The sequence below is a fragment of the Comamonas suwonensis genome, from assembly GCF_012844455.2.
Classification (GTDB): Bacteria; Pseudomonadota; Gammaproteobacteria; order Burkholderiales; family Burkholderiaceae_C; genus Comamonas; species Comamonas suwonensis.
In genome coordinates, this window is the sequence record NZ_JABBCQ020000003.1 from 38167 (window position 1) to 57795 (window position 19629).

A 19629-nucleotide genomic window follows, 5' to 3' on the forward strand; every position below is an offset into this window, starting at 1 on the left:
CTTCCTCTCTCTCTCTCTCTCTCTCTACGGGAGGGGACGACGCTCTCGCTGCGGAGCGGCCTTTGCTTGGCGTCCCATGGGGGCGCCTGCCTGTTCATAGGGCAGGGGCGATGCCTGCAGATCCACCTTTTTGAGTCGCTTTAATAAAAATATGACCTCTGCAGTTTTGGCTCCGGGCAAGGTGCGTAGCGCCAAGCGAGTGTTGCCCGGTTTCGGGTTGACGCTGGGCTACACCATCTTCTATCTGAGCATCGTGGTGCTCATCCCACTGGTCGCTTTGCTGTCCGCCAGCTTCAGCCTGACCTGGGAGCAGTTCTGGAATGCAGTCTCGGCGCCTGCCGTGGTGGCGTCTTATGAGCTGTCCTTCACCATGTCCTTCATTGCGGCCTGCGTCAACGTGGTGTTTGGCATGCTGATCGCGTGGGTGCTGGTGCGCTATCAGTTCCCCGGCAAGAAGGTGGTGGATGCGCTGGTCGATTTGCCCTTTGCCCTGCCTACGGCAGTGGCTGGTATTTCCTTGTCGGCGCTGTATGCGGGCAATGGCTGGATTGGTCAATACTTCGAGTCGCTGGGCATTCAGATGGCCTACAACCCCAAGGGCATCGCCATTGCGCTGATCTTTATCGGCCTGCCTTTTGTGGTGCGTACCGTGCAGCCAGTGCTCGAAGACTTCGAGAAGGAGCTGGAAGAGGCTGCAACCAGCCTGGGCGCTTCGCGCTGGCAGATTTTTTACAAAGTCATACTGCCGCATATCGGCCCGGCCTTGCTCACGGGTTTTGCCATGGCATTTGCCCGCGCCGTGGGCGAATATGGCTCGGTGATTTTCATTGCCGGCAATATTCCCATGGTTTCTGAAATCACTCCGCTGATCATCATGGCCAAGCTCGATCAGCATGATGTGGCCGGCGCGACTGCTGTGGCCGTGGTCATGCTGCTGATTTCTTTTGTATTGCTGCTGCTGATCAACGCTCTGCAAGCATGGCAGCGCAAGGCGCAGGGAGGCCGTTGATGTCTACGATTCACGCAGCCATTCAAGCGCTGCTCCCCCATTTTCCGCCCATCTGGGCGCACCTCTTTACCGTTATTGCAGTGGCCGTGGTGGTGCTGGTTGTGCTCTACAAGATCACGGCTCCGCGCAAAACCACCAAGCTTGAAAAGATGAGCACCACCGAGCCACGCTGGGTGCGCTGGGTGCTGATCATCATTGCGCTGCTCTTCATGGGCCTGTTCCTCATCCTGCCGCTGCTGTCCGTCTTTGGCGAAGCGTTGCGCAAGGGCTGGGATGTCTATGTGGCGGCTCTGGGCGAGCCCGATGCGCTGTCGTCCATCAAGCTGACGCTGATTACGGCGTTGATCGCTGTTCCGCTGAATCTTGTGTTTGGTGTGGCTGCGGCCTGGTGTATTGCCAAGTACGAGTTCAAGGGCAAGGCCTTTTTGACCACGCTGATCGATCTGCCGTTCTCCATCTCGCCGGTGGTTGCCGGTTTGATGTATGTACTGGTCTTTGGTGCCAATGGCTGGCTAGGCCCCTGGCTGGCCGAGCACAACATTCAGATCATTTTTGCGGTGCCGGGTATTGTGCTGGCCACCATCTTTGTGACCTTCCCCTTCATCGCCCGCGAGTTGATTCCGCTGATGCAGGCGCAGGGCAGCGATGAAGAGCAAGCTGCCGTGGTGCTGGGCGCCTCGGGCTGGCAGACCTTCTGGCATGTGACCCTGCCCAATATCAAGTGGGGTCTGGTCTATGGCGTGATTCTGTGTAACGCCCGTGCCATGGGGGAGTTTGGTGCGGTGTCGGTGGTCTCGGGCCATATTCGTGGCCAGACCAACACCATGCCGCTGCATGTTGAAGTGCTTTATGCCGACTATCAGGCCGCAGCTGCTTTTGCCGTGGCGTCGCTGCTGGCGCTGCTGGCTTTGGTCACACTGGTGATCAAGTCCCTTGCCGAATGGCGCGCGGAACAACAGGCCAAGGCCGCTGCTGAGGCACCGCCCGAGCGTCCCAGCCAGATCAGCACCACCCCTCATAAAACCGCCACGGCAGCCTGAGCTGTCTGGACTCCAAGCAGAGATTCATCATGAGTATCGAAATTCGTAATGTCAGCAAGCAGTTCGGCGACTTTCAGGCGCTGCGCGATGTCAGTCTGGACATCAAGTCGGGTGAGCTGATTGCCTTGCTCGGCCCCTCGGGCTGCGGCAAGACCACGCTGCTGCGAATCATCGCGGGTCTGGAAACCGCCGACGTGGGCACCATCCATTTCAGCGGTGAGGACACCACCGATGTGCACGTGCGTGACCGCAACGTGGGCTTTGTGTTTCAGCACTACGCGTTGTTCCGCCATATGACGGTGTTTGAGAACGTGGCCTTTGGCCTGCGTATCAAGCCTCGCAAGGAGCGCCCGAGCGAAGCCGTGATCAAGGAAAAGGTCATGAAGCTGCTCAAGCTGGTACAGCTGGACTGGATTGCGGATCGCTTCCCCTCACAGCTGTCTGGCGGTCAGCGCCAGCGCATCGCGCTGGCCCGCGCGCTGGCCGTAGAGCCCAAGGTGCTGCTGCTGGACGAGCCCTTTGGCGCGCTGGATGCCAAGGTTCGCAAGGAACTGCGCCGCTGGCTGCGTCAGCTGCACGATGAGCTGCATGTGACGTCCATCTTCGTGACCCACGACCAGGAAGAAGCGCTGGAAGTGGCCGACCGTGTGGTCGTCATTAACCAGGGCAAGATTGAGCAGGAAGGCACACCCCAGCAGGTCTGGGACAACCCGGCCACGCCGTTTGTCTATGGCTTCCTGGGTGATGTGAACCTGTTCAAGGGTCGTGCCAGAGATGGCCGCGTCTATCTGGACGATGGCATGCAAATGGACAGCAGCGATGCCAGCGGTGCCCATGACAGCCAGGCCTTTGCTTACGTGCGCCCTCATGATCTGGAGGTGGAGCGCTATTCACCCGGTCAGAATCTGGATGCGCAGGGCCGCCCCACGGGCATCGTGGCCCAGCTTTCGCGTGCAATTGTGGTCGGCCCTATCGCAAGGCTGGAACTTATTCCCTCCGAGACCACACCAAACGCCAGCAATGCCGGAGAAGACGGACTCATCGAAGCCCAGATTCCCGCGCAGCAGTTCAAGGACATGGGCTTGCGCGAAGGTGAAACCCTGGTGGTGACACCACGCCGAGCCAAGGTGTTTCTGGATGAGGCTGCAGGCATTTAATTACCCCTGAGGCGCTCTGCGCCTTCCCGAGAGAGGGACGACGGCCTCGCCGCAAGGCGGCTTTGGTTCGTTGTCTCCTGTGAAAGGGAAGATGCATGCCACAGGGATGAATCCTCTGACTCTGCTCAGGGGCGTTATCCTTGATTCAGGCATGATCCGGAAATTTCGCAGAAAGAATTTTGATGCTTCAATGGTTTACCACCGCGCCACGGCGCACTCTGGCCCTGATCTGCGCTGCCTGCGTAGCCATGCTGGCCTTTGGCCTGTATCTGCAGCATGTCGTGGGGCTTGAACCTTGCCCGATGTGCATCGTGCAGCGCTATGCACTCATTTTGGTAGCTATCTTCACAGGGCTGGCCAGCGTTAAAGGCCAAAAAGGCTGGTGGATGAGCTTTAGCGTTCTGGCTTTGCTGGCCAGCGGGTTTGGTGCCTTTGTGGCTGCGCGCCAGAGCTGGTTGCAGTGGTATCCCCCAGAATTCGCCACCTGCGGCCGCGACTTCTACGGAATGATCGAGCACTACTCTTTCAGTCGCTCCATTCCAATGATCTTCCAAGGCTCGGGCGACTGCGCTGCGATTGACTGGACCTTCCTGGGCGGCTCCATCGCCAACTGGTCGTTTGTCTGCTTTGTGGTGTTTTTTATGCTGTTGCTGACGCTTTTTCTGAAGGGCGGCAAGCGCTCAAGCTAAGTTTTTTCGCATTCACACCAAGCGCCTTCGGGCGCTTTTTCTTGTGCATCACACTCCCGGGGCAGGGTGAAAAAGTGATCCGAGATAAGAAAAACTAATTCTCAGGTATGTTTCTAAATGTCAAATGGTTGTATTTTTGAAACATTGAAACCTGAAGATGGGATTGAATTTAATGGTGTTTGACAGTTGAGTGAGTAACGTTTTGCGATAGATCTCTCTGTAAGTCAAGTACTACATTCTGTAGGGTCTGTTGGACATTGTTTTTGGATGTGTCAATAGATTCTTATGACCGCCTAGAGGTATCTGTTTGTAACTTTGTTCGCTATAGTTGTTGGAACGACAATCGCCCAAGTTTGACTATTGGGTACTTAAAATATGGGGCGATTGAGATTGTTCAACTGGTTGGCGCGCATCTTGCTTGCGATGCAACTGGTGTGGCTGCCACAGGCAGTGATGGCTGCGGCCTATGCGACTGGTGGCAGTGGCAAATACAAGAATGAAATTCTGTGGCTGACCTGGGGTGATGCTAATAACCCTCTGGGTAAGAGTGGCGTGACGCTAAAAAATGGTGACACGTCAATGGCTACGATTCCTGTTGCGAATGGCGCCAATCTCTCCGTAAGCTGCTCTATTGCAGATATAGCAACCCCTTCCAGTAAGCCTTTGAAAAGTTATCGCCCAGGCGACTGGCGTGGTGACACTTTGGATGATGCCTACAACGTCTCAGGCACTGGAGGATCGAATCAACTGATCAACGGCATTGTTGGTGATTCAGGTGTTTCTAGTTTCACAGTGAACTGTTCATCCATGCTTAATAACCGCGATATTGGATTGCGGGGTTTTGTCATTGCAGATGCTGAATCCATGGCTGCCAATAATGAATATATTATGGGCGCAGCTACGGGTAAGTGGTCTGTGATTGAGAAAATAGGCAGTTCTTCTAATGCTTATTACGTTGATAAATCTACACCTGCAGTGGGAACTTTTCCCAATAGTAAACAGGGTGATAGCTTTATTAAGTTTAGAACAACGAGCGGTGATGGCGAACGTGGTGTTTTGACGTTTCTTCAATTTTCTGATTCCTCGAATCAAAATCTTGCAAGTCAGAAAATGGTATTCTAGGTAAAGGGCGGTGTTAAAACAGCGATTGCCATTGGCGTACTGGTTCCTTTTGCTGACTTTGGGGATGCACCTCAAAGTTATGGTTCTGCAATGCATTTGATTGCAGATGTTAATTTTTCTAGTGATGGGATTTCTGGCGCTGAAGTCGATGCCATGAAGTCGAATCCTTCGGTGCTCAATCCACCAAAAACAATTTACTTGGGAAGTACAGGGCCAGACTCAGAGCCTCAGTCTCAATTCAGTGCAAACGCCGAAGGTGATGATGGCAGCGGACAGAGTTCGCAGCCAGGAACACTTTTTTATAGAGTTGAAGAAGATGCGCTGCCTCCCAAAGCGACCATCAGTATCCTAAGATCTGGCACAGCTTATGAAATGAACTTCCGCTGTAATGCCGATGGTGTGAATCGAAACACTGTGGCAGGATGGATTGATTTCAACCAAAATGGTATTTTTGATGCCTCTGAGCGTGCAGTTAGTGCATGCGCGGGCAATCAGACTTCTTTATCTTGGAATCTGCCACCTGATCTTAAGGCTGGCTATACAGTCGTACGATTGCGTATTGGCACTAATAGTCAGCAGGTATCCAGTCCTCTGCTATTGCTGACGATGGTGAAGTAGAAGACCATCGTATTCAAATTGTGGCACCTGAATTGAATATTCAGAAAACGCACAATGCTTCGCCAGGCTGGACAGTAGCTCAGCCTGATGCGAAATATACTCTAACAGTCAGCAATGTTGGCTTGACACCAACTGGACCTGCGCAGGCTGGGGCTGGCTGGAAGCCGGTTCAAGTACTAGATCAAATGCCTATTGGTATTGTTCCTGGATGGATAGGAGCCTTGAATGTAAATGGCTGGGCTTGTACTTATAGTGGGAGACTGGTAACTTGTACTACTAACCATCATATTGGCGAAAAGGGTAGTGCTACAGCTGTTTCGCAAATTGAATTGCCAGTAGTAGTTCAGCCAGGCGCGGCCTACGGAAACTCTCTTGTCAACTATGCTAGTGTTGCTGGTGGCATGGACCCTTATAACGGTGGAGTTCCCCCCGTACCTGAAGCTTGCAGTAACAATTCCCATTGTGCTTCTGCATTGGTACCTATTTTAAATCCGGCAGTTTCTGTCAATAAATCTGCAAGTCTAGCCTCAGGGCAGACTGTCATTGTCGGAGCAAAAATTATTTATACCCTGTCTGTCACTGTTCGTGATGCAGAAACTTTGTCGCCTATTGTTCTGACTGATGTTCTGGGTGTAGGGCTTGAATATAAGCAGATTGTTGCCAACAACGGAAACTTTAGCGAAGGAGGCTCAGGATTGAGCCGAACCTTCACACTGCCAGCCGGAAAGAAGCCAGGTCAGTATTCTCTTCAATATGAAGTTGAAGTAATAAAAACTGCGACGGGATCTGTCAAGAATAATGTGATTCCTGCAGGTGGTGGTGATCCAAATAGTCCAAATGCGAAGGATCCTTCTTGCAATGCAACCTGCTCTACTGAGCATGTCTTGATGCCTCCTGTGGTCAATGTGAGCAAGACTTCCAACCCTCAGAGTGGCACTAAGGTGAGTCCTGGTGACATCATCACCTATACGCTTGAAGCCACAGTTGAAAATTCTCGGCTGGAAGCTGCGCTTGTTCTTGAAGACACTCTAGGAAGTGACCTGGATTTTGGAGCTGTTACTGCAAACAATGGTTACTCTGTTTCAGGGTCGGGAAATCTGCACCAATTTATCTTGCCTTTGGGAACGGGCCCAGGGACCTATCGCATCAGCTATACGGCTCGCGTGAAAGCTAAGCCTGCAGGTACATACAGCTTGAAGAATGTGGTTGTACCAAAATATGATCCTAATTCTGGTGTGACCCCTCCAGGCAGCGGACCTAATTGCACAGCATGTTTTACGGAGCATGAATATAAGCCTGTTGAAGTTAAATACTCCAAGACAACGACTGCGGTAGCTGTGAAAGATAAGGATGAAATCCTCTACGAAATTACTGTAGAAGTGACTAAATCTGCTACAACAGTTGATCTTTTTCTGCAGGATACGTTCGAGCAGGGTGTTAAATATAGTCGCTTAGAAAATTATGGGAAATTCAACCAGCCAACCGCATCTCGGGGAAGCACCGTAGTTGAATTTGTCTTGCCTTCTAAAACACCTCCAGGTACTTATAAACTGAGCTACTGGGGTGAGGTTGATCAAAACTATGCAGGAGCAGGCACTGGGCCGGTAGATAACGCTAAGAATAGTTTGGTGAATTCGCCGAATTTTACTAATCCAGATAATCCTGTTTGCAAATCGCCATGCGAAACAACGACGCCAATTATTCCTGAGAAAATTTTTTATAAGAAGGAAATTGTTAGTATAGTTCCTACTGAAGGTGTGGGATTTAAACAGTCGCTGAAATTTAGAGTCACCGTGTGGGTGGAGGGGTTGCCGACTTCCACTGCGTATGTTCTCAAGGATACGCTTAGCGTTGGACTGAGAAAAACTGATGAAATTCCCAAAGTGACAGCCCCTGTTAAAGCGAATTGGGATACTGCAAATACTCTAACGATTGATCTGCCGATAGGCTTGACAAAGGATAACCCCTATACTATTGATTACACAGTGGAAGTTACTGAATCAGCTGATAAATTCGTCAAAAATTCGGTTCTTCCAGATCCTCCTCCAATTGCGGGTATAGAAGGTCCTCGTTGCGCAAGCTACTGTGCTACAGAAACGCCTGTGGTGAAAGCAGAAGTGAGCTTTATGAAAACCTCTACTTCAACCTCTGCCGCAGTAGGAAGTAAAATTGATTATGTGCTGGCCGTTAATGTGACAAAGGCATCGTTGGCAACGGATGTCGATTTGATGGTCGACAACTTGAGTTTGGGACTTGAGTTGGATGACGCATCTTTGAATACAGGTGGCGCATCTATAATCGGTCAGAAGAATGGTCAGTCTTTGGTCCTGAAATTGAAGGCTGGGGTTCTTCCTGGTCAATATTTCATCAAATATTCCGCATTAGTGACGGAGTCCGCGCTTTCTTCTGTCAATAACAAGGTGGAGGGTTTACCGACGCCTGATGGCATGCTGCCAAAGTGTGATGCCAGCAGCACGAATGGGTGCTCGGTGAAAACAGAAGTGCTACGTACGATTCAGCCTGAAAATGATGACTTTGGCTCCGTCAAAAGTTCCACAGGTTCGTCTAATGTTGGCAATGCTTATGAAAATGACAAGATTAACGGCAATCCAGTCACCCTGGATAAGATTACCGGAAAGGTAATTGCACCGGCTACGCCTGTTAATGGTGGAACGGTGCCTGTGCTTGATCCAAACACAGGTATTGTTTCCGTTCCTCCAGGAACACCTTCTGGCTCCTATCAAATTGTTTATCAGATTTGCGATAAATTGGTCGCCGACCCTGCAGTGGGCTGCAAGACAGCCACTATTACGGTTAAGGTCACCAATTCGCCCATCGACGCCAAGGACGACAGCTACACGGGCAACCGTGGCTCGGGCGGCGATCAGGAAGTGGGCAATGCCTACTCCGAGAACGACACGCTGGACGGCACACCGTTCTCGCCAGACCGCATCACCGGCACAGTGATCACACCGGCCCAGCCCATTGGTGGCGATCCCCGCGTGCCTGTGCTGGATGTGGTAACCGGCAAGGTGACGGTGCCCTCGGGCACACCTGCTGGTGACTACACCATCCACTACCGCATCTGCGAGAAGCTCAATCCCTCCAACTGCGATGACGCCGTGATCAAGGTCACCGTCAAGCCGGATGAGTCGCTGCTGCGCATCGTCAAGACTGCTGCCGTGCGTACGGTCAAGATCGGTGATCTGGTTCGCTACAGCCTGCAGGTGCAGAACATTGGTGCCGTCAAGGTCGTCAATGCCAACGTGATCGATACGGCTGCCAACGGCTTCACCTTTGTCAACGGCTCCATGAACGCCGTGGGCCTGGGCTCGGCCGTCACCTCTTCGGGGGTGCGTCCCGTGCAGTTCAGCGGTGTCACGCTGGATGTGGGCCAGACCGGAACCCTTGTCTACATGATGCGTGTGGGTGCCGGCGTGCGTCCGGGCAACCATGTCAACACCGCTTTCGCCAAGAACGGTGTGGGTGACAGCATCTCTAACCAGGCGACCGCTTCGGTGGAACTGGTCAGCGACCCGCTGCTCGACGACTCGCTGATCTTCGGCTCCGTGTTTGACGACCGAGACCGTGATGGCTGGCAAGACAGCGCCAAGCTCACAGGCCTCAAGGCTCAGGGCGGCTTTGCTCCGGGCGCTTACATCGCCAACTCCACCACCGTGGACAAGGGGCAGGGCGCCGAGCCTCAGGCCGACGCTAGCTCGCCGCTGCTGCATGGTCTGGATCTGGGCAGCATCACTGCCCGCCAGTCCGAAGCCGACCCCGTGGCCAAGCACACCGTGCTTATCCACCAGAAGCTCCAATCGCTGGACTTCACCGACGACTTTGTGCTGACCAACGATCAGGGTGTCACTGTGCGCATGAACGCTGCAGGCCAGACCATCGTCGAGAAATCCGGTGAAGCCGCTGCGGGTCGCAATGCGGCCCAGATTGAAGTCGAGCGCAAGATCAGCCAGACGGCTGAAGGCTACGGTGTGGACTACATCATCCGCAGCACCGGCATTGACGAACGCGGTATTCCCGGCGTGCGTGTTGCCTCGGTCGAAGGACTCTTGATGGAAACCGACCCCTTTGGTCGCTACCACCTGGTGGGCGTCAACGGCGGTCGTTGGGAGCGTGGTCGCCACTTCATCCTGAAGGTTGACCCCAGCACCCTGCCTGCCGGCGCTGAATTCACCACCAGCAACCCCTTGCTGCGCCGTATCACTCCGGGCCTGCCCGTGCGCTTTGACTTTGGCGTGCAGCTCAATCCCGAGTTCATGGCCGGTGAACAAAAGACGGCCGAGATCGAGCTGGGCAGCGTGCTGTTCGCGGCAGGCTCTACCGAGATCCGCAGCCAGTACCTGGGCGAGCAGGGCGTCATTGCCCAGGTGGCTGCCAAGCTGCAGCAATACAGGGGGGGGGAGCTGCTCATCAGCGCCAATGGCGAAAGCGAAGCTGTGGCCTTTGCCCGTGCTGAAGCCGTGCGCAAGGCCGTGATCGAGCAGTTGCCCGCAGAAGTGCAGGGGGGCACCAAGGTCAGCGTGCGCCGTGATGCGAACGATGCAAACAGTCTCATCAGCGGCGTAACTGCCAACGGTGCGGTGTTGGGTAACGTGCTGTTTGAAACCGACAAATCCGTGGTACGCCCTGAGTATCAGGCGCTGCTGGCCAAGGTGGGGGCGTACCTGAATGCACAGGGGGTGAATCAAGGAGCGAGCGTGGTCAGCATCGTCGGTCACACCGACGTGCGAGCCAGCCATGCCTACAACCAGAAGCTGGGCCTGGCCCGAGCCAAGGCGGTGTATGAGGCCCTGCTGCCTCATCTGTCAGAAGACCTGAAGAAACACCTTCAGGTCCAGGCCGAGGCGGACAACGCCTTAGCCCGCCGCCCTGTCCCCAAAGCCGCATCCCACTGAGGTTCTCGATCATGAAAATGAAATTGCTTGACTACACCATCATGAGTTTGATGGCGGGATCGGCGGCTGGAGTCTGGGCTGCCGAGACCACAACACCGGCGGCTAGTACAGCCGCCACCACTGCAGCGACTACGGCAACGATTGCTGCAACGACCACTGCTCCTCAAACAGAAGCAGCTAACGAAAGTGCTGCATGCGCTGCAGGCCAATCGGGTCAATGTGATGCCGATGGTCAGATGCTGTTCCGTCTGAACTCGCAAAGCTACGACCAGCCTCTGACCCAGGGCACCAGCCGCCAGTCCAGCTCGCAAGAGCTGGCACCGGATCGCCGTGTCTCCATCGGCCTCAAAGCCCCGGGCAAGGCCAATGTACGCGGGCGCTTCTCCTTCTCGCTGCCCGATGGTGGCGTGATCTGGGCCACCGAAGACCCGACACTGGGTCAGGCCGAGCTGACTGCCTCCGGCCCCACCCTGGTGCCGCTGGACATGGGCCGCATCACCAAGCCCGTCAACTTCTATGTGCGCAGCAACTACCCGGATTTCATCGAGCGCATGGAGCTGCTGGTCTTCAGGGCCAGCGACACCGACTTTGTGAAGCCCGTGGCCACCGTGCCGCTCAAGGTGGGGGCGGTTGTCTCCACCGAATGGGATGGCAAGCTGTCTGGCGACTACCGCTATCGTGTGGGTGACCAGCTCATCTACATCGTGCGGGCCTATGCCAAGCCTAATGGGGAAGGCAAGAGCGTTCAGTTCGACGAAACCTACCCCAGCAAATTCCAGCTGGTCACGCCCGAAGACGAGCAACGTGCCAACACCTTGCTACGTGACAATTTAGAAAAATCCATGAACGGCTCGTTGTCCCTACAGCAAGCGCTCAAGCAAAGCCTGATCAACAGCGCCTTTGCCGGCAATGGTCTGCGCCTGCAGAACATCCCGTTCTATGGCTCCAGAGTTCGCGTTCAGGGCCGCAACATCCCCGAAGGCACCACGCTCAACATCAACGGCCAGAGCTACCCTGTGGACATGGAAGGCAAGTTTGTTGCCGAATACATGATGCCCGTGGGCCAGCATGTGTTTGATGTGGCCGTCGATGGCCGCTCCGGCAAGGTCGAGCGCAAGCTGGGCATCGATGTCAGCGGTGAATACTTCTTTGGCGTGGCCCTGGCCGATGTGACCCTGCAAGGCAACAGCCTCAGTGGCTCGCATGAAGGCTTCCTGCAAGAGGGCAGAGACAAGGACCTGCTCACCGATGCCCGCCTGGCCTTCTACCTCAAGACCAAGCTCCAGTCCAAGTACCTGGTCACGGCGCAAGCTGACACCACCGAGCGTCAGATCGGCAGCCTCTTCAACGGCTTCACCGATACCTACGCCAAAGACGTCTTCCGCCGCCTTGACCCCGATCAGTACTACCTGACCTACGGTGACGACTCCACCACCACGCGTGACGTCGACACCCAGGGCCGCATGTACCTGCGTGCCGACTGGGACAAGAACCAGGCCCTGTGGGGCAACTACGCCACGGGCTTGACCGGCACCGAGTTTGCGCAATACCAGCGCTCGCTCTACGGCGCCGCCGCCAATCTGCGCAGCAATGACACCACACAGCTGGGCGAAGCCAAGTCCCAACTGCGCGTGTTCGCCTCTGACAGCAACACAGCCCACGGCCACACCGAGCTGCTGGGCACCGGCGGTAGCCTCTACTACCTGCGCCACACCGACATCCTGCCTGGCTCCGACATCGTCATGCTCGAAGTGCGTGACCGTGCCACCGGCCGCACCATCAGCAGCCAGCAGCTGGTGCGGGGCGCCGACTATGAAGTGGACTCCTATCAGGGGCGCATCATCACCCGTCGCCCTCTGGCCCAGATTGCCAGCGAAAGCAATAACTCCATCACTCGAGACGCACCGCTGTCCGGCTACGAGCAGCGCCTGCTGGTGGACTACGAATACGCTCCCAGCGACCTGCGCAAAAACATGACCGTGGGTGGCCGTGGCAAACAATGGATTGGCGAGCATGTGGCCGTGGGCGGAACCTACGTCGATGAGCAAAACGACGGCGACGACTACAAGCTCAAAAGCGTAGACGTCACCCTGCAAGCCGGCCGAGGCACCTACCTCAAGGTCGAGCGCAGCCACAGCGAATCCACCAGCGTGCCCGTGTTCTTCTCGGACAACGGTGGTTTGAGCTTTACGCGCCTGAACCCTGCCGCTGTCCGCAAGGGCGATGCAACCTCGGTTGAAGCCCGCGTCAACCTGCAAGAGCAGGGCATGACCCAAAGCGCCTGGAGCACCGGCGCCTGGTGGCGCAAGGTCGATGCAGGCTTCTCCACAGCACGTACCGACTACCTGGGCCAGGACGTTACCGAATACGGCGCCGAATTGCTGGGCGAGCTGCGCCCCGACATGACCCTCTACGCCAAGCACAGCCGTGCCGAGCGTGGCGGTGAATCGCTCACGCAAACCCAGGTCACCAGCGAGTGGCGCATGGACGACAAACGTGCGCTCACCGCCGAAGTGCGCCGTGTGGATGAAGACCGCTACACCGGCCAAGGCATTGGCACGCTGGCCGCCCTTAAGTACAGCCAGCGCATGACGCCGTCGCTTGAGCTGTACGGAATCGGTCAGGCCACGCTTGATAACGACGGCGGCAAATACCGCAACAACGATGCGTTGACCGCTGGTGCCCGCTACCTGTTTGGCAACCAGTCTTCCGTCAGCGGTGAAGCAACTCACGGCAGCCGGGGCAATGCCCTGACCTTGAGCGGCGAATACAAGCTCACGCCAGAGCACAGCTTCTACGGCGGCTACACCATATCGACCGACACCACCCAGTACGATAGCCTGTTTAACAACGGCAAGCGACCCGGCCTGACGCTGGGCCAGCGCTGGCGCCTGAGCCAGCGCACCAACATCTTCAACGAAAGTCAGTACTTGAAGGACCCGCGTACCGGCAGCGGTCTGGCCCATACCTTTGGTATGGACTTCTACCCCGGCCAGAACTGGCGTCTGGGTTACACCCTGCAGCACGGTGACCTGACGGCTACCACCGGCAACGTGAGTCGTGATGCGATCAGTCTCTACGGCGGCCGCACCAACGTGCGCACCAACTGGAGCAGCAAGGTGGAATGGCGCAGGGACTCCGGAGCAGAAAACCGCACCCAATGGGTGCTGACCAACTACCTTACCCACAAAGTGGACAGCAGCTGGCGCATTGCGGGCAAGCTCAACTACTCTGAAACCAAGGACAAGAATAGCGTCGAAGCCGGTGCCAAGCTTGTGGAAAGCAGTCTCGGCTTTGCCTACCGCCCATGGGACAGCTCCCGCTGGGGCATCTTCGGGCGCTATACCTACCTCTACGACATGAGCTCGCTGGGCCAGGTCGGCTGGGACGGCACCAGCAGCAGCTCGTCCGCCTACTACGATCAGCAGTCGCACATCGTCTCGCTGGAAGGCGTGTACCGCTGGAGCCATAGGTGGGAGAACGCCGTGAAACTTGCGCGCCGCGAAGGCAAGGCAAGGTTTGGCCGAGGCAACGGTCAATGGTTTGATTCAGCGACCACCTTCGCAGCTGTTCAGACCCGCTACGAAGTCATGAACCAGTGGCACGCACTGGCCGAATTCCGCTGGCTGGGTGTCAAAGACGGCGGCGACAAGAACGGCTGGCTGGTCGGCGTGGACCGCGACCTGACCAAGAACCTGCGCATTGGTGTGGGCTACAACTTTACGCAGTTCAAGGGCGACCTGACCAAGGTGGATGACTACCGGGCCAAGGGCTGGTATTTGAATATGGTGGGGTACTACTGAGCAGCACCCAGAGCCCCAAAGAAAAAGCCCCGGCAGCGCAAGCTGCCGGGGCTTTTTAATATCAAATCAGGTTGTGGCGCTTATGTATCAAGCGCAATCAGCTATCAAATCAATATCAAAGGCTTTCAATGCTTTTGCTCACAAAGGTGGGGCCTGTGGTACCGGGCACCCAGCCGGGATAGGTTTCCATGATTTCGGCAAACAGGGCCGAATCAATCCAGCGTTGCAGCCAGTCCTGCAGATGCGGCCAGGGCTGCTCGTTCCATTGCGCCTCATCAATCCGGGCGTACTGGCGCACAAAGGGGCGCAGTGCCATGTCGGCCAGACTGGGGTGCAGGCCAAACAGGTAGCCGGTCTCTTCCAGCTGGTCGTTCAAATCCGCCAGCCAGGTCAGCGCGTCGGCCTGTGCCTGATTCACGGCTTCGGCGCTGTGGCGCTCGGGGTATTTGCAGCGATCGAGTGCTTGTTTGAAAAAGCCGTCATTACGCTCAATCAGGACCTGCATGTCTTCAAGACTGCCTTGCGTGGGCTGCAGCCAGCCGTCGGGGTCGTTGCTGCGCAGGGCATGCAGCATGACGTCCAGACTTTGCTCGATCACTTGACCATCCTGCAGCACCAGTACTGGCACCGTGCCCTTGGGCGATACATCCAGCAGCGCATGAGGTTTGTTGCGCAGATTGATTTCACGCAGCTCGCAGGGCAGACCTGCATGGGCCAGGGCCAGACGGGCGCGAATGGCGTAAGGGCAGCGGCGGAAAGAGTACAGAACGGGCAGGGAGGAGGCGGCAGTCAAGGCAGGTGGTCAGATGAAATGGGTAAAACAAAAGCGCCGTGGCGCTTACTGAGTGGCTACTGTAACTGCTCACCTGAAGCCATGCAGCGGTGTCCGGCATCCTTTGTCTGAAATGCTCTTGAATTGATAGCTGATTGCGCTTGATAAACAAGGGGTTTGAAGCGTTCTGGCTTAAATATTTTCAGAGTCCGCTTGCAGCTGTGCAAGAAGCCACTGGCGAAAGACCTGTAGTGCGCCACTGGCCGGGCGCGACTTGAGATGGGTCAGCCAGTAGGCACCGGTATCGACCTCATGCGCAAATGGCCGTACCAGCCGCCCTTGCTGCAGCATGTGCTCGAACATGCGCGTGGGCAGCAGGGCAACACCTGCACCTTGCGCAGCGGCCTCGGCCAGTGTCAGCGATGAATCAAACATGGCGCCGCGTGCCAGTGGCGCGGTTTGCTCAAGACCGGCAAACCAGCCCTCCCATTCCTGACTGCGATAGGAGCGCAGCAAACTCTGGCGGGCCAGATCGGCAGGCTCGCGCAGCTGCTGGGCCAGCGCAGGCGTGCACATGGGCGAGAGCGGGGCGCGCAGCAGCATTTGCGCATGGGTGCCGTGCCAGGCACCATCGCCAAAACGCACGGCGGCGTCCAGCCCTTCGCCGGCCAGATCGACGCGGTTGTTATTCGTCAGCAGGCGCAGGTCGATATGCGGCTGTAGTTGCTGGAATTGGCTCAGCCGCGGAATCAGCCAGCCAATGGCAAATGTGCCGACTACGCCCACAGTCAGAATTTCGCGCGGCCGGGGCTCGGCCACTTGCTGCAGCGACTGCTGTATGCGCTCAAAGCTCTGCGTCACCACGGGCCACAGCGCCTGTCCTTCATCGGTCAAGGCAAGCCCGCGTGGCAGTCGCCTGAACAGCGGCTTGCCCAGCCGCTCTTCCAGATTGCGGATGTGCTGGCTGACGGCGGCCTGCGTCACATGCAGCTCCTGAGCGGCGCGGGTCAGGCTCAGGTGGCGGGCAGCGGCATCAAACATGCGCAAGGCGTTCAGAGGCAGTTGCATACGAGAGATATAAAAGTTTTTCTAATGGATTACGTCAATTATTACTGCTGGTTCATGCGAAGTGTCCGCTATATGCTTTCAATCATGACCATGAAGCAAAAGAGGAACTTATGCAACGACGCGGCGTGCTGACAACAGGACTGGCCTTGGGTCTGAGCACCTGGGGTCTGTCGGGCTGTGCTTTTATCGCCAGGCAGCAAGCGGTGGCGGCAAAGGTTTTGAGTGACGAATTGGCTGCCCTAGAAGTACAGGCGCAGGGGCGGCTGGGCTTGTATGCGCTGGATACCAGCAGCGGTGCGGCTGCGGGCTGGCGTAGCGATGAGCGCTTTGCCATGTGCAGCACCTTCAAGACCTTGCTGGTCGCGCGCGTGCTGTCGCTGGCGCAAAGCGGCGAGATCAAGCTGTGGCACAAACGGTATTACGCAACCGCTGAAGTCATTGCCTGGTCGCCCGTATCTGCCCGATGGGCGGGCGCCAATGGCGGCATGACGGTGCAAAACCTGTGCGAGGCGGCGGTGGTTGTCAGCGACAACACGGCCGCCAATGTGTTGCTGGAGGCGACGGGTGGCCCGGCTGGGTTGACGCAATGGTTACGCAGTCTGGGTGACAGCATCACGCGTCTGGATCGCAATGAGCCCACACTGAACACGGCATTGGCAGGCGACGAGCGCGACACCACCACCCCTGAGGCCATGCTGCTGAGCCTGCAAAAAATCTTGCTTGCAGACGTGCTGGATGGTCCATTCCGCGCGCTGCTGCATCAATGGCTGCTGGATAGCCGCACCGGCGACAAGCGCGTGCGCTCAGGCCTGCCCGAACAATGGACGATAGGCGGCAAGACGGGCAGCGGGGACAATGGCACATCCTGCGATACCCTCATCGCCTGGCCTAGCGAGCAGTCAGCGCCACTACTGGTAACGGCTTATCTGACTGGCAGCAAGCTCGACCTGGCTGGCCGTGAAGCGGTGCTGGCCAAGGCGGGTGAAGCGCTCAAGCGCTGGTATTACGCGATCTGAATTGCCGTGTGCTAATCGTGGCTTTGCCGGTATTGCGTATTGAAACGGTGCGGCCCTTGTTTTTTCAAATGGCTTGTTGTGGCTAATGCCGATGGGGTAGCTGGTCTCGCGGGCGCAGAATGTAGGCATTCACCCGCCAGCCCTAGACCGAACCGATTGCCCCTCCCATGCAGCAAGAGCCAGATTTCTTTCACAACCTCAATGAAGAAATGCGCGATGGCAAGCGCTGGCTGGAGCGGACGGTGGTGCTGGCCTATGCCGCTGCAGCGGGTCTGAGCGTGGTGGCATTCACGCTGCTGGCCGAGGCAGCGTTCGGCTTTTTTGAGAGCATTTATCACGGCACCAACGGCTGGCTGGTTCTGATTTGGATGCCAGCGGTGACGGCTGTTGCCGTTTGGGCCACGCGCAAATGGGCCCCTGGTGCCAGCGGCTCCGGTATTCCACAGGTGATCGCCACGCTGGAGCCCGGCGTCGGCGCCACTTTGCGCAGCCGCTTTGTGTCCTTGTGGCTATCGTTCGCCAAGATCATCTTGGCCAGTGCCGGCTTCCTGGCGGGCCTGTCGATAGGGCGCGAAGGGCCTTCGGTGCAAGTGGCTGCAGGCGTCATGCATTCGGCGCGGCGCTGGCTGGGCCCCAAGTCGGTCATCAACACCCATGCGCTGCTGGTGGCTGGCGGTGCAGCGGGCATTGCTGCCGCCTTCAATGCACCACTGGCGGGCGTGGTGTTTGCGATTGAGGAGCTGTCGCGTAAGCTGGAGTCGCGCTCCAGCGGGCTGATCATCGCGGCCATTGTGCTAGCAGGCCTGATGGGGGTCTCGATGTTCGGCAATCTCAGCTACTTCGGACGCATTCGGGTGCAGGAGTTGAGCTGGCATGATCTGCTGCCTTGTCTGGCGGTGGCGCTGACCTGCGGTGTGCTGGGGGGATTGTTTGCCAAGCTGATGACTATTTCTCTGACTTCATCGACCGAGCGCTTGAACAAGTTAAAGTCCCGTTTTCCCATTCGCTTTGCGGCTGTTCTGGCCTTGCTGATTGCCGTTATCGGAGTGGTCACTGGCGGTGCCACTTTTGGCGCAGGCTCCGAAGCTGTCAAGCACATGCTGCAGGGCGAAGCCGATGTCCCCGAGTTCTATGTGACCCTCAAATTCATCGCCACCTGGCTATCGGCCTGGGTGGGTGTGCCGGGCGGAATCTTTGCGCCTTCGCTGTCGATTGGTGCGGGGGTGGGTAATAACGTGGCATCCATTGTCGGGACAACGGATATTGCTCCAGCCTTGATCGCCATGGGCATGGCCGCCTTTCTGGCTGCCGTCACCCAGGCTCCGTTGACGGCCTTCATCATTGTGATGGAGATGGTGGATGGCCATTCGCTGGTGCTCAGCCTGATGGCCTCGGCCATGATCGCCAGCATGATCTCGCGCATGATTGCGCGGCCTCTTTATGAATCGCTGGCTCTGCACATGCTCCATGTGGCAAGGGGGTCCATGCCAAAAGAGCCGGAGCCGGAAGCGACCGTCGTTCAGGCAGATGCGGCGCAGGCAGTTTCAAAAGAAGAGCCTGCGGCGACAGATTCAGTTCGTAAACCTTATTGAGGTGGCTGTCCGGGCGTATGCGAGATTGCGCAACACGTCCGTTGCGAGCTTTCTCAAGCAGGGGTAACGAAAATGGTTGAGCCAGTCATGGCTTGCCGCCTGCCAAATGGAAAGCGTACTGTTCGGCGATCGAAACCGGCTTGCGCGAACTGGTTTGGACAGATCCTTGCGCGGTAAACAGAAAAGGGTAGAGACTGAAGCAGGAATCGCCGTGCAAGGCGGCGACGTCCGCTTGCCAGCCTTCCCATTGAAACCCTCTGTAGAACTCGCGCAGTCGGACCGTAAAGGCCCATTGCGTAAATTCAGAGTGCCCGACTTCCAGTGATTCCCAAGCCAAGGTATCGGGTGCGAAATAGTAGATTGCCCCTTGGTCCTTTCCAAGTCCACCGCCATTGATCGCAAAAAATCCACCCAGAACATCGTCCGCAATCAGCATAAATCCATTGGCTCTTTGGTGGTTCCAGTTGCTCAGGTTGCGGCTGAGCTTGGGGTGACCTGATCCGAGCATTCTCAGCCAGCCGCCATCAATCAGTATTCCGCCTGTTCCATGCGCAATAGCGCCCAGCGGCGAACGAGTAGAAACCTGAAGATCCGCCAGCACAGAGTCGCATACCGCGGAGGGCGGCAGCACTTGAATGGGCAACTCGCAGCCTTCGACCCACTCCTGGACGAGAGGCCATGCGGATTCTTGCGGATCCAGGAGTTCTTCAAGTTTTCGCATTGATTGCTGGTGTATGGAGTTTTCTATAGCAGCAGTGTATTTGCCGATCCAGCGATGCGGACTTTGAAGTGCACGCAATCATTGCGTCATTTGACTGGTGTGTTCG

General features: G+C 56.6%; 13 protein-coding genes and 1 pseudogene. 11 read left to right on the top strand and 3 right to left on the bottom strand.

The window, feature by feature from the left end:
- The first annotated feature begins 151 nt into the window (after positions 1-151).
- The 9 genes and pseudogenes from cysT (at position 152) to HF327_RS04125 (ending at position 14354) form a co-directional block, all read left to right on the top strand.
- Entirely contained in the window at positions 152-1009 is an 858-nt protein-coding gene (gene cysT / locus HF327_RS04090) for a sulfate ABC transporter permease subunit CysT (protein WP_169107036.1), read from the top strand.
- Positions 1009-2049, top strand: a complete 1041-nt coding sequence (gene cysW / locus HF327_RS04095; protein ID WP_198460409.1) for a sulfate ABC transporter permease subunit CysW — start codon at positions 1009-1011, stop codon at positions 2047-2049. Before cysT ends, cysW begins: the two co-directional genes overlap by 1 nt.
- A gap of 29 nt (positions 2050-2078) precedes the next feature.
- Entirely contained in the window at positions 2079-3206 is a 1128-nt protein-coding gene (locus tag HF327_RS04100; RefSeq protein ID WP_099737151.1) for a sulfate/molybdate ABC transporter ATP-binding protein, read from the top strand.
- A 182-nt stretch (positions 3207-3388) separates the two neighbouring features.
- Complete coding sequence (locus HF327_RS04105; RefSeq protein ID WP_169107037.1) at positions 3389-3895, top strand: disulfide bond formation protein B; 507 nt, start codon at positions 3389-3391, stop codon at positions 3893-3895.
- Positions 3896-4285: 390 nt separating this feature from the next.
- Entirely contained in the window at positions 4286-5017 is a 732-nt protein-coding gene (locus HF327_RS04110; protein WP_169107038.1) for a CshA/CshB family fibrillar adhesin-related protein, read from the top strand.
- Between the two features lie 90 nt (positions 5018-5107).
- The gene (locus HF327_RS22320) at positions 5108-5635 is read left to right on the top strand and encodes a GEVED domain-containing protein (RefSeq protein WP_169107039.1); all 528 of its coding nucleotides are present in this window, start codon (positions 5108-5110) and stop codon (positions 5633-5635) included.
- 887 nt (positions 5636-6522) lie between these two features.
- Positions 6523-6891, top strand: a pseudogene (locus HF327_RS22450) (DUF7927 domain-containing protein); the annotation flags it as partial.
- Positions 6892-8403: 1512 nt separating this feature from the next.
- Positions 8404-10551 carry an OmpA family protein gene (locus HF327_RS04120; RefSeq protein WP_198460410.1) on the top strand — a complete coding sequence of 716 codons (2148 nt, stop codon included), beginning with the start codon at positions 8404-8406 and terminating at the stop codon, positions 10549-10551.
- An 11-nt stretch (positions 10552-10562) separates the two neighbouring features.
- Positions 10563-14354, top strand: a complete 3792-nt coding sequence (locus HF327_RS04125) for a hypothetical protein (RefSeq protein ID WP_236024041.1) — start codon at positions 10563-10565, stop codon at positions 14352-14354.
- A 115-nt stretch (positions 14355-14469) separates the two neighbouring features.
- On the opposite strand, the gene HF327_RS04130 is transcribed toward HF327_RS04125, so the two are convergent.
- Together HF327_RS04130 and HF327_RS04135 are read right to left on the bottom strand one after the other, a co-directional pair.
- Positions 14470-15147, bottom strand: coding sequence for a glutathione S-transferase (locus tag HF327_RS04130; RefSeq protein ID WP_169107041.1), 678 nt, complete (start codon positions 15145-15147; stop codon positions 14470-14472).
- Positions 15148-15318: 171 nt separating this feature from the next.
- Entirely contained in the window at positions 15319-16194 is an 876-nt protein-coding gene (locus HF327_RS04135) for a LysR family transcriptional regulator (protein WP_169107042.1), read from the bottom strand.
- A gap of 110 nt (positions 16195-16304) precedes the next feature.
- Between HF327_RS04135 and bla the strand changes: the two genes are divergently transcribed.
- Both bla and HF327_RS04145 read left to right on the top strand, forming a co-directional pair.
- On the top strand, positions 16305-17210 hold the full coding sequence (bla, locus tag HF327_RS04140; RefSeq protein WP_169107043.1) for a class A beta-lactamase: 906 nt from the start codon (positions 16305-16307) through the stop codon (positions 17208-17210).
- Between the two features lie 167 nt (positions 17211-17377).
- On the top strand, positions 17378-18802 hold the full coding sequence (locus HF327_RS04145; protein WP_169107044.1) for a chloride channel protein: 1425 nt from the start codon (positions 17378-17380) through the stop codon (positions 18800-18802).
- A gap of 85 nt (positions 18803-18887) precedes the next feature.
- Here HF327_RS04145 and HF327_RS04150 read toward each other — a convergent pair whose 3' ends face one another.
- Entirely contained in the window at positions 18888-19601 is a 714-nt protein-coding gene (locus HF327_RS04150; protein WP_236024042.1) for a DUF2625 domain-containing protein, read from the bottom strand.
- Between the last annotated feature and the right edge of the window lie 28 nt (positions 19602-19629).

What these genes read in the sequence shown, in the direction of transcription:
- cysT (WP_169107036.1), top strand. Translation starts at nt 152, where the DNA reads ATGACCTCTGCAGTTTTGGCTCCGGGCAAGGTGCGTAGCGCCAAGCGA.
- cysW (WP_198460409.1), top strand. Translation starts at nt 1,009, where the DNA reads ATGTCTACGATTCACGCAGCCATTCAAGCGCTGCTCCCCCATTTTCCG.
- HF327_RS04100 (WP_099737151.1), top strand. Translation starts at nt 2,079, where the DNA reads ATGAGTATCGAAATTCGTAATGTCAGCAAGCAGTTCGGCGACTTTCAG.
- HF327_RS04105 (WP_169107037.1), top strand. Translation starts at nt 3,389, where the DNA reads ATGCTTCAATGGTTTACCACCGCGCCACGGCGCACTCTGGCCCTGATC.
- HF327_RS22320 (WP_169107039.1), top strand. Translation starts at nt 5,108, where the DNA reads ATGCATTTGATTGCAGATGTTAATTTTTCTAGTGATGGGATTTCTGGC.
- HF327_RS04125 (WP_236024041.1), top strand. Translation starts at nt 10,563, where the DNA reads ATGAAAATGAAATTGCTTGACTACACCATCATGAGTTTGATGGCGGGA.
- HF327_RS04135 (WP_169107042.1), bottom strand. Translation starts at nt 16,194, where the DNA reads ATGCAACTGCCTCTGAACGCCTTGCGCATGTTTGATGCCGCTGCCCGC.
- bla (WP_169107043.1), top strand. Translation starts at nt 16,305, where the DNA reads ATGCAACGACGCGGCGTGCTGACAACAGGACTGGCCTTGGGTCTGAGC.
- HF327_RS04145 (WP_169107044.1), top strand. Translation starts at nt 17,378, where the DNA reads ATGCAGCAAGAGCCAGATTTCTTTCACAACCTCAATGAAGAAATGCGC.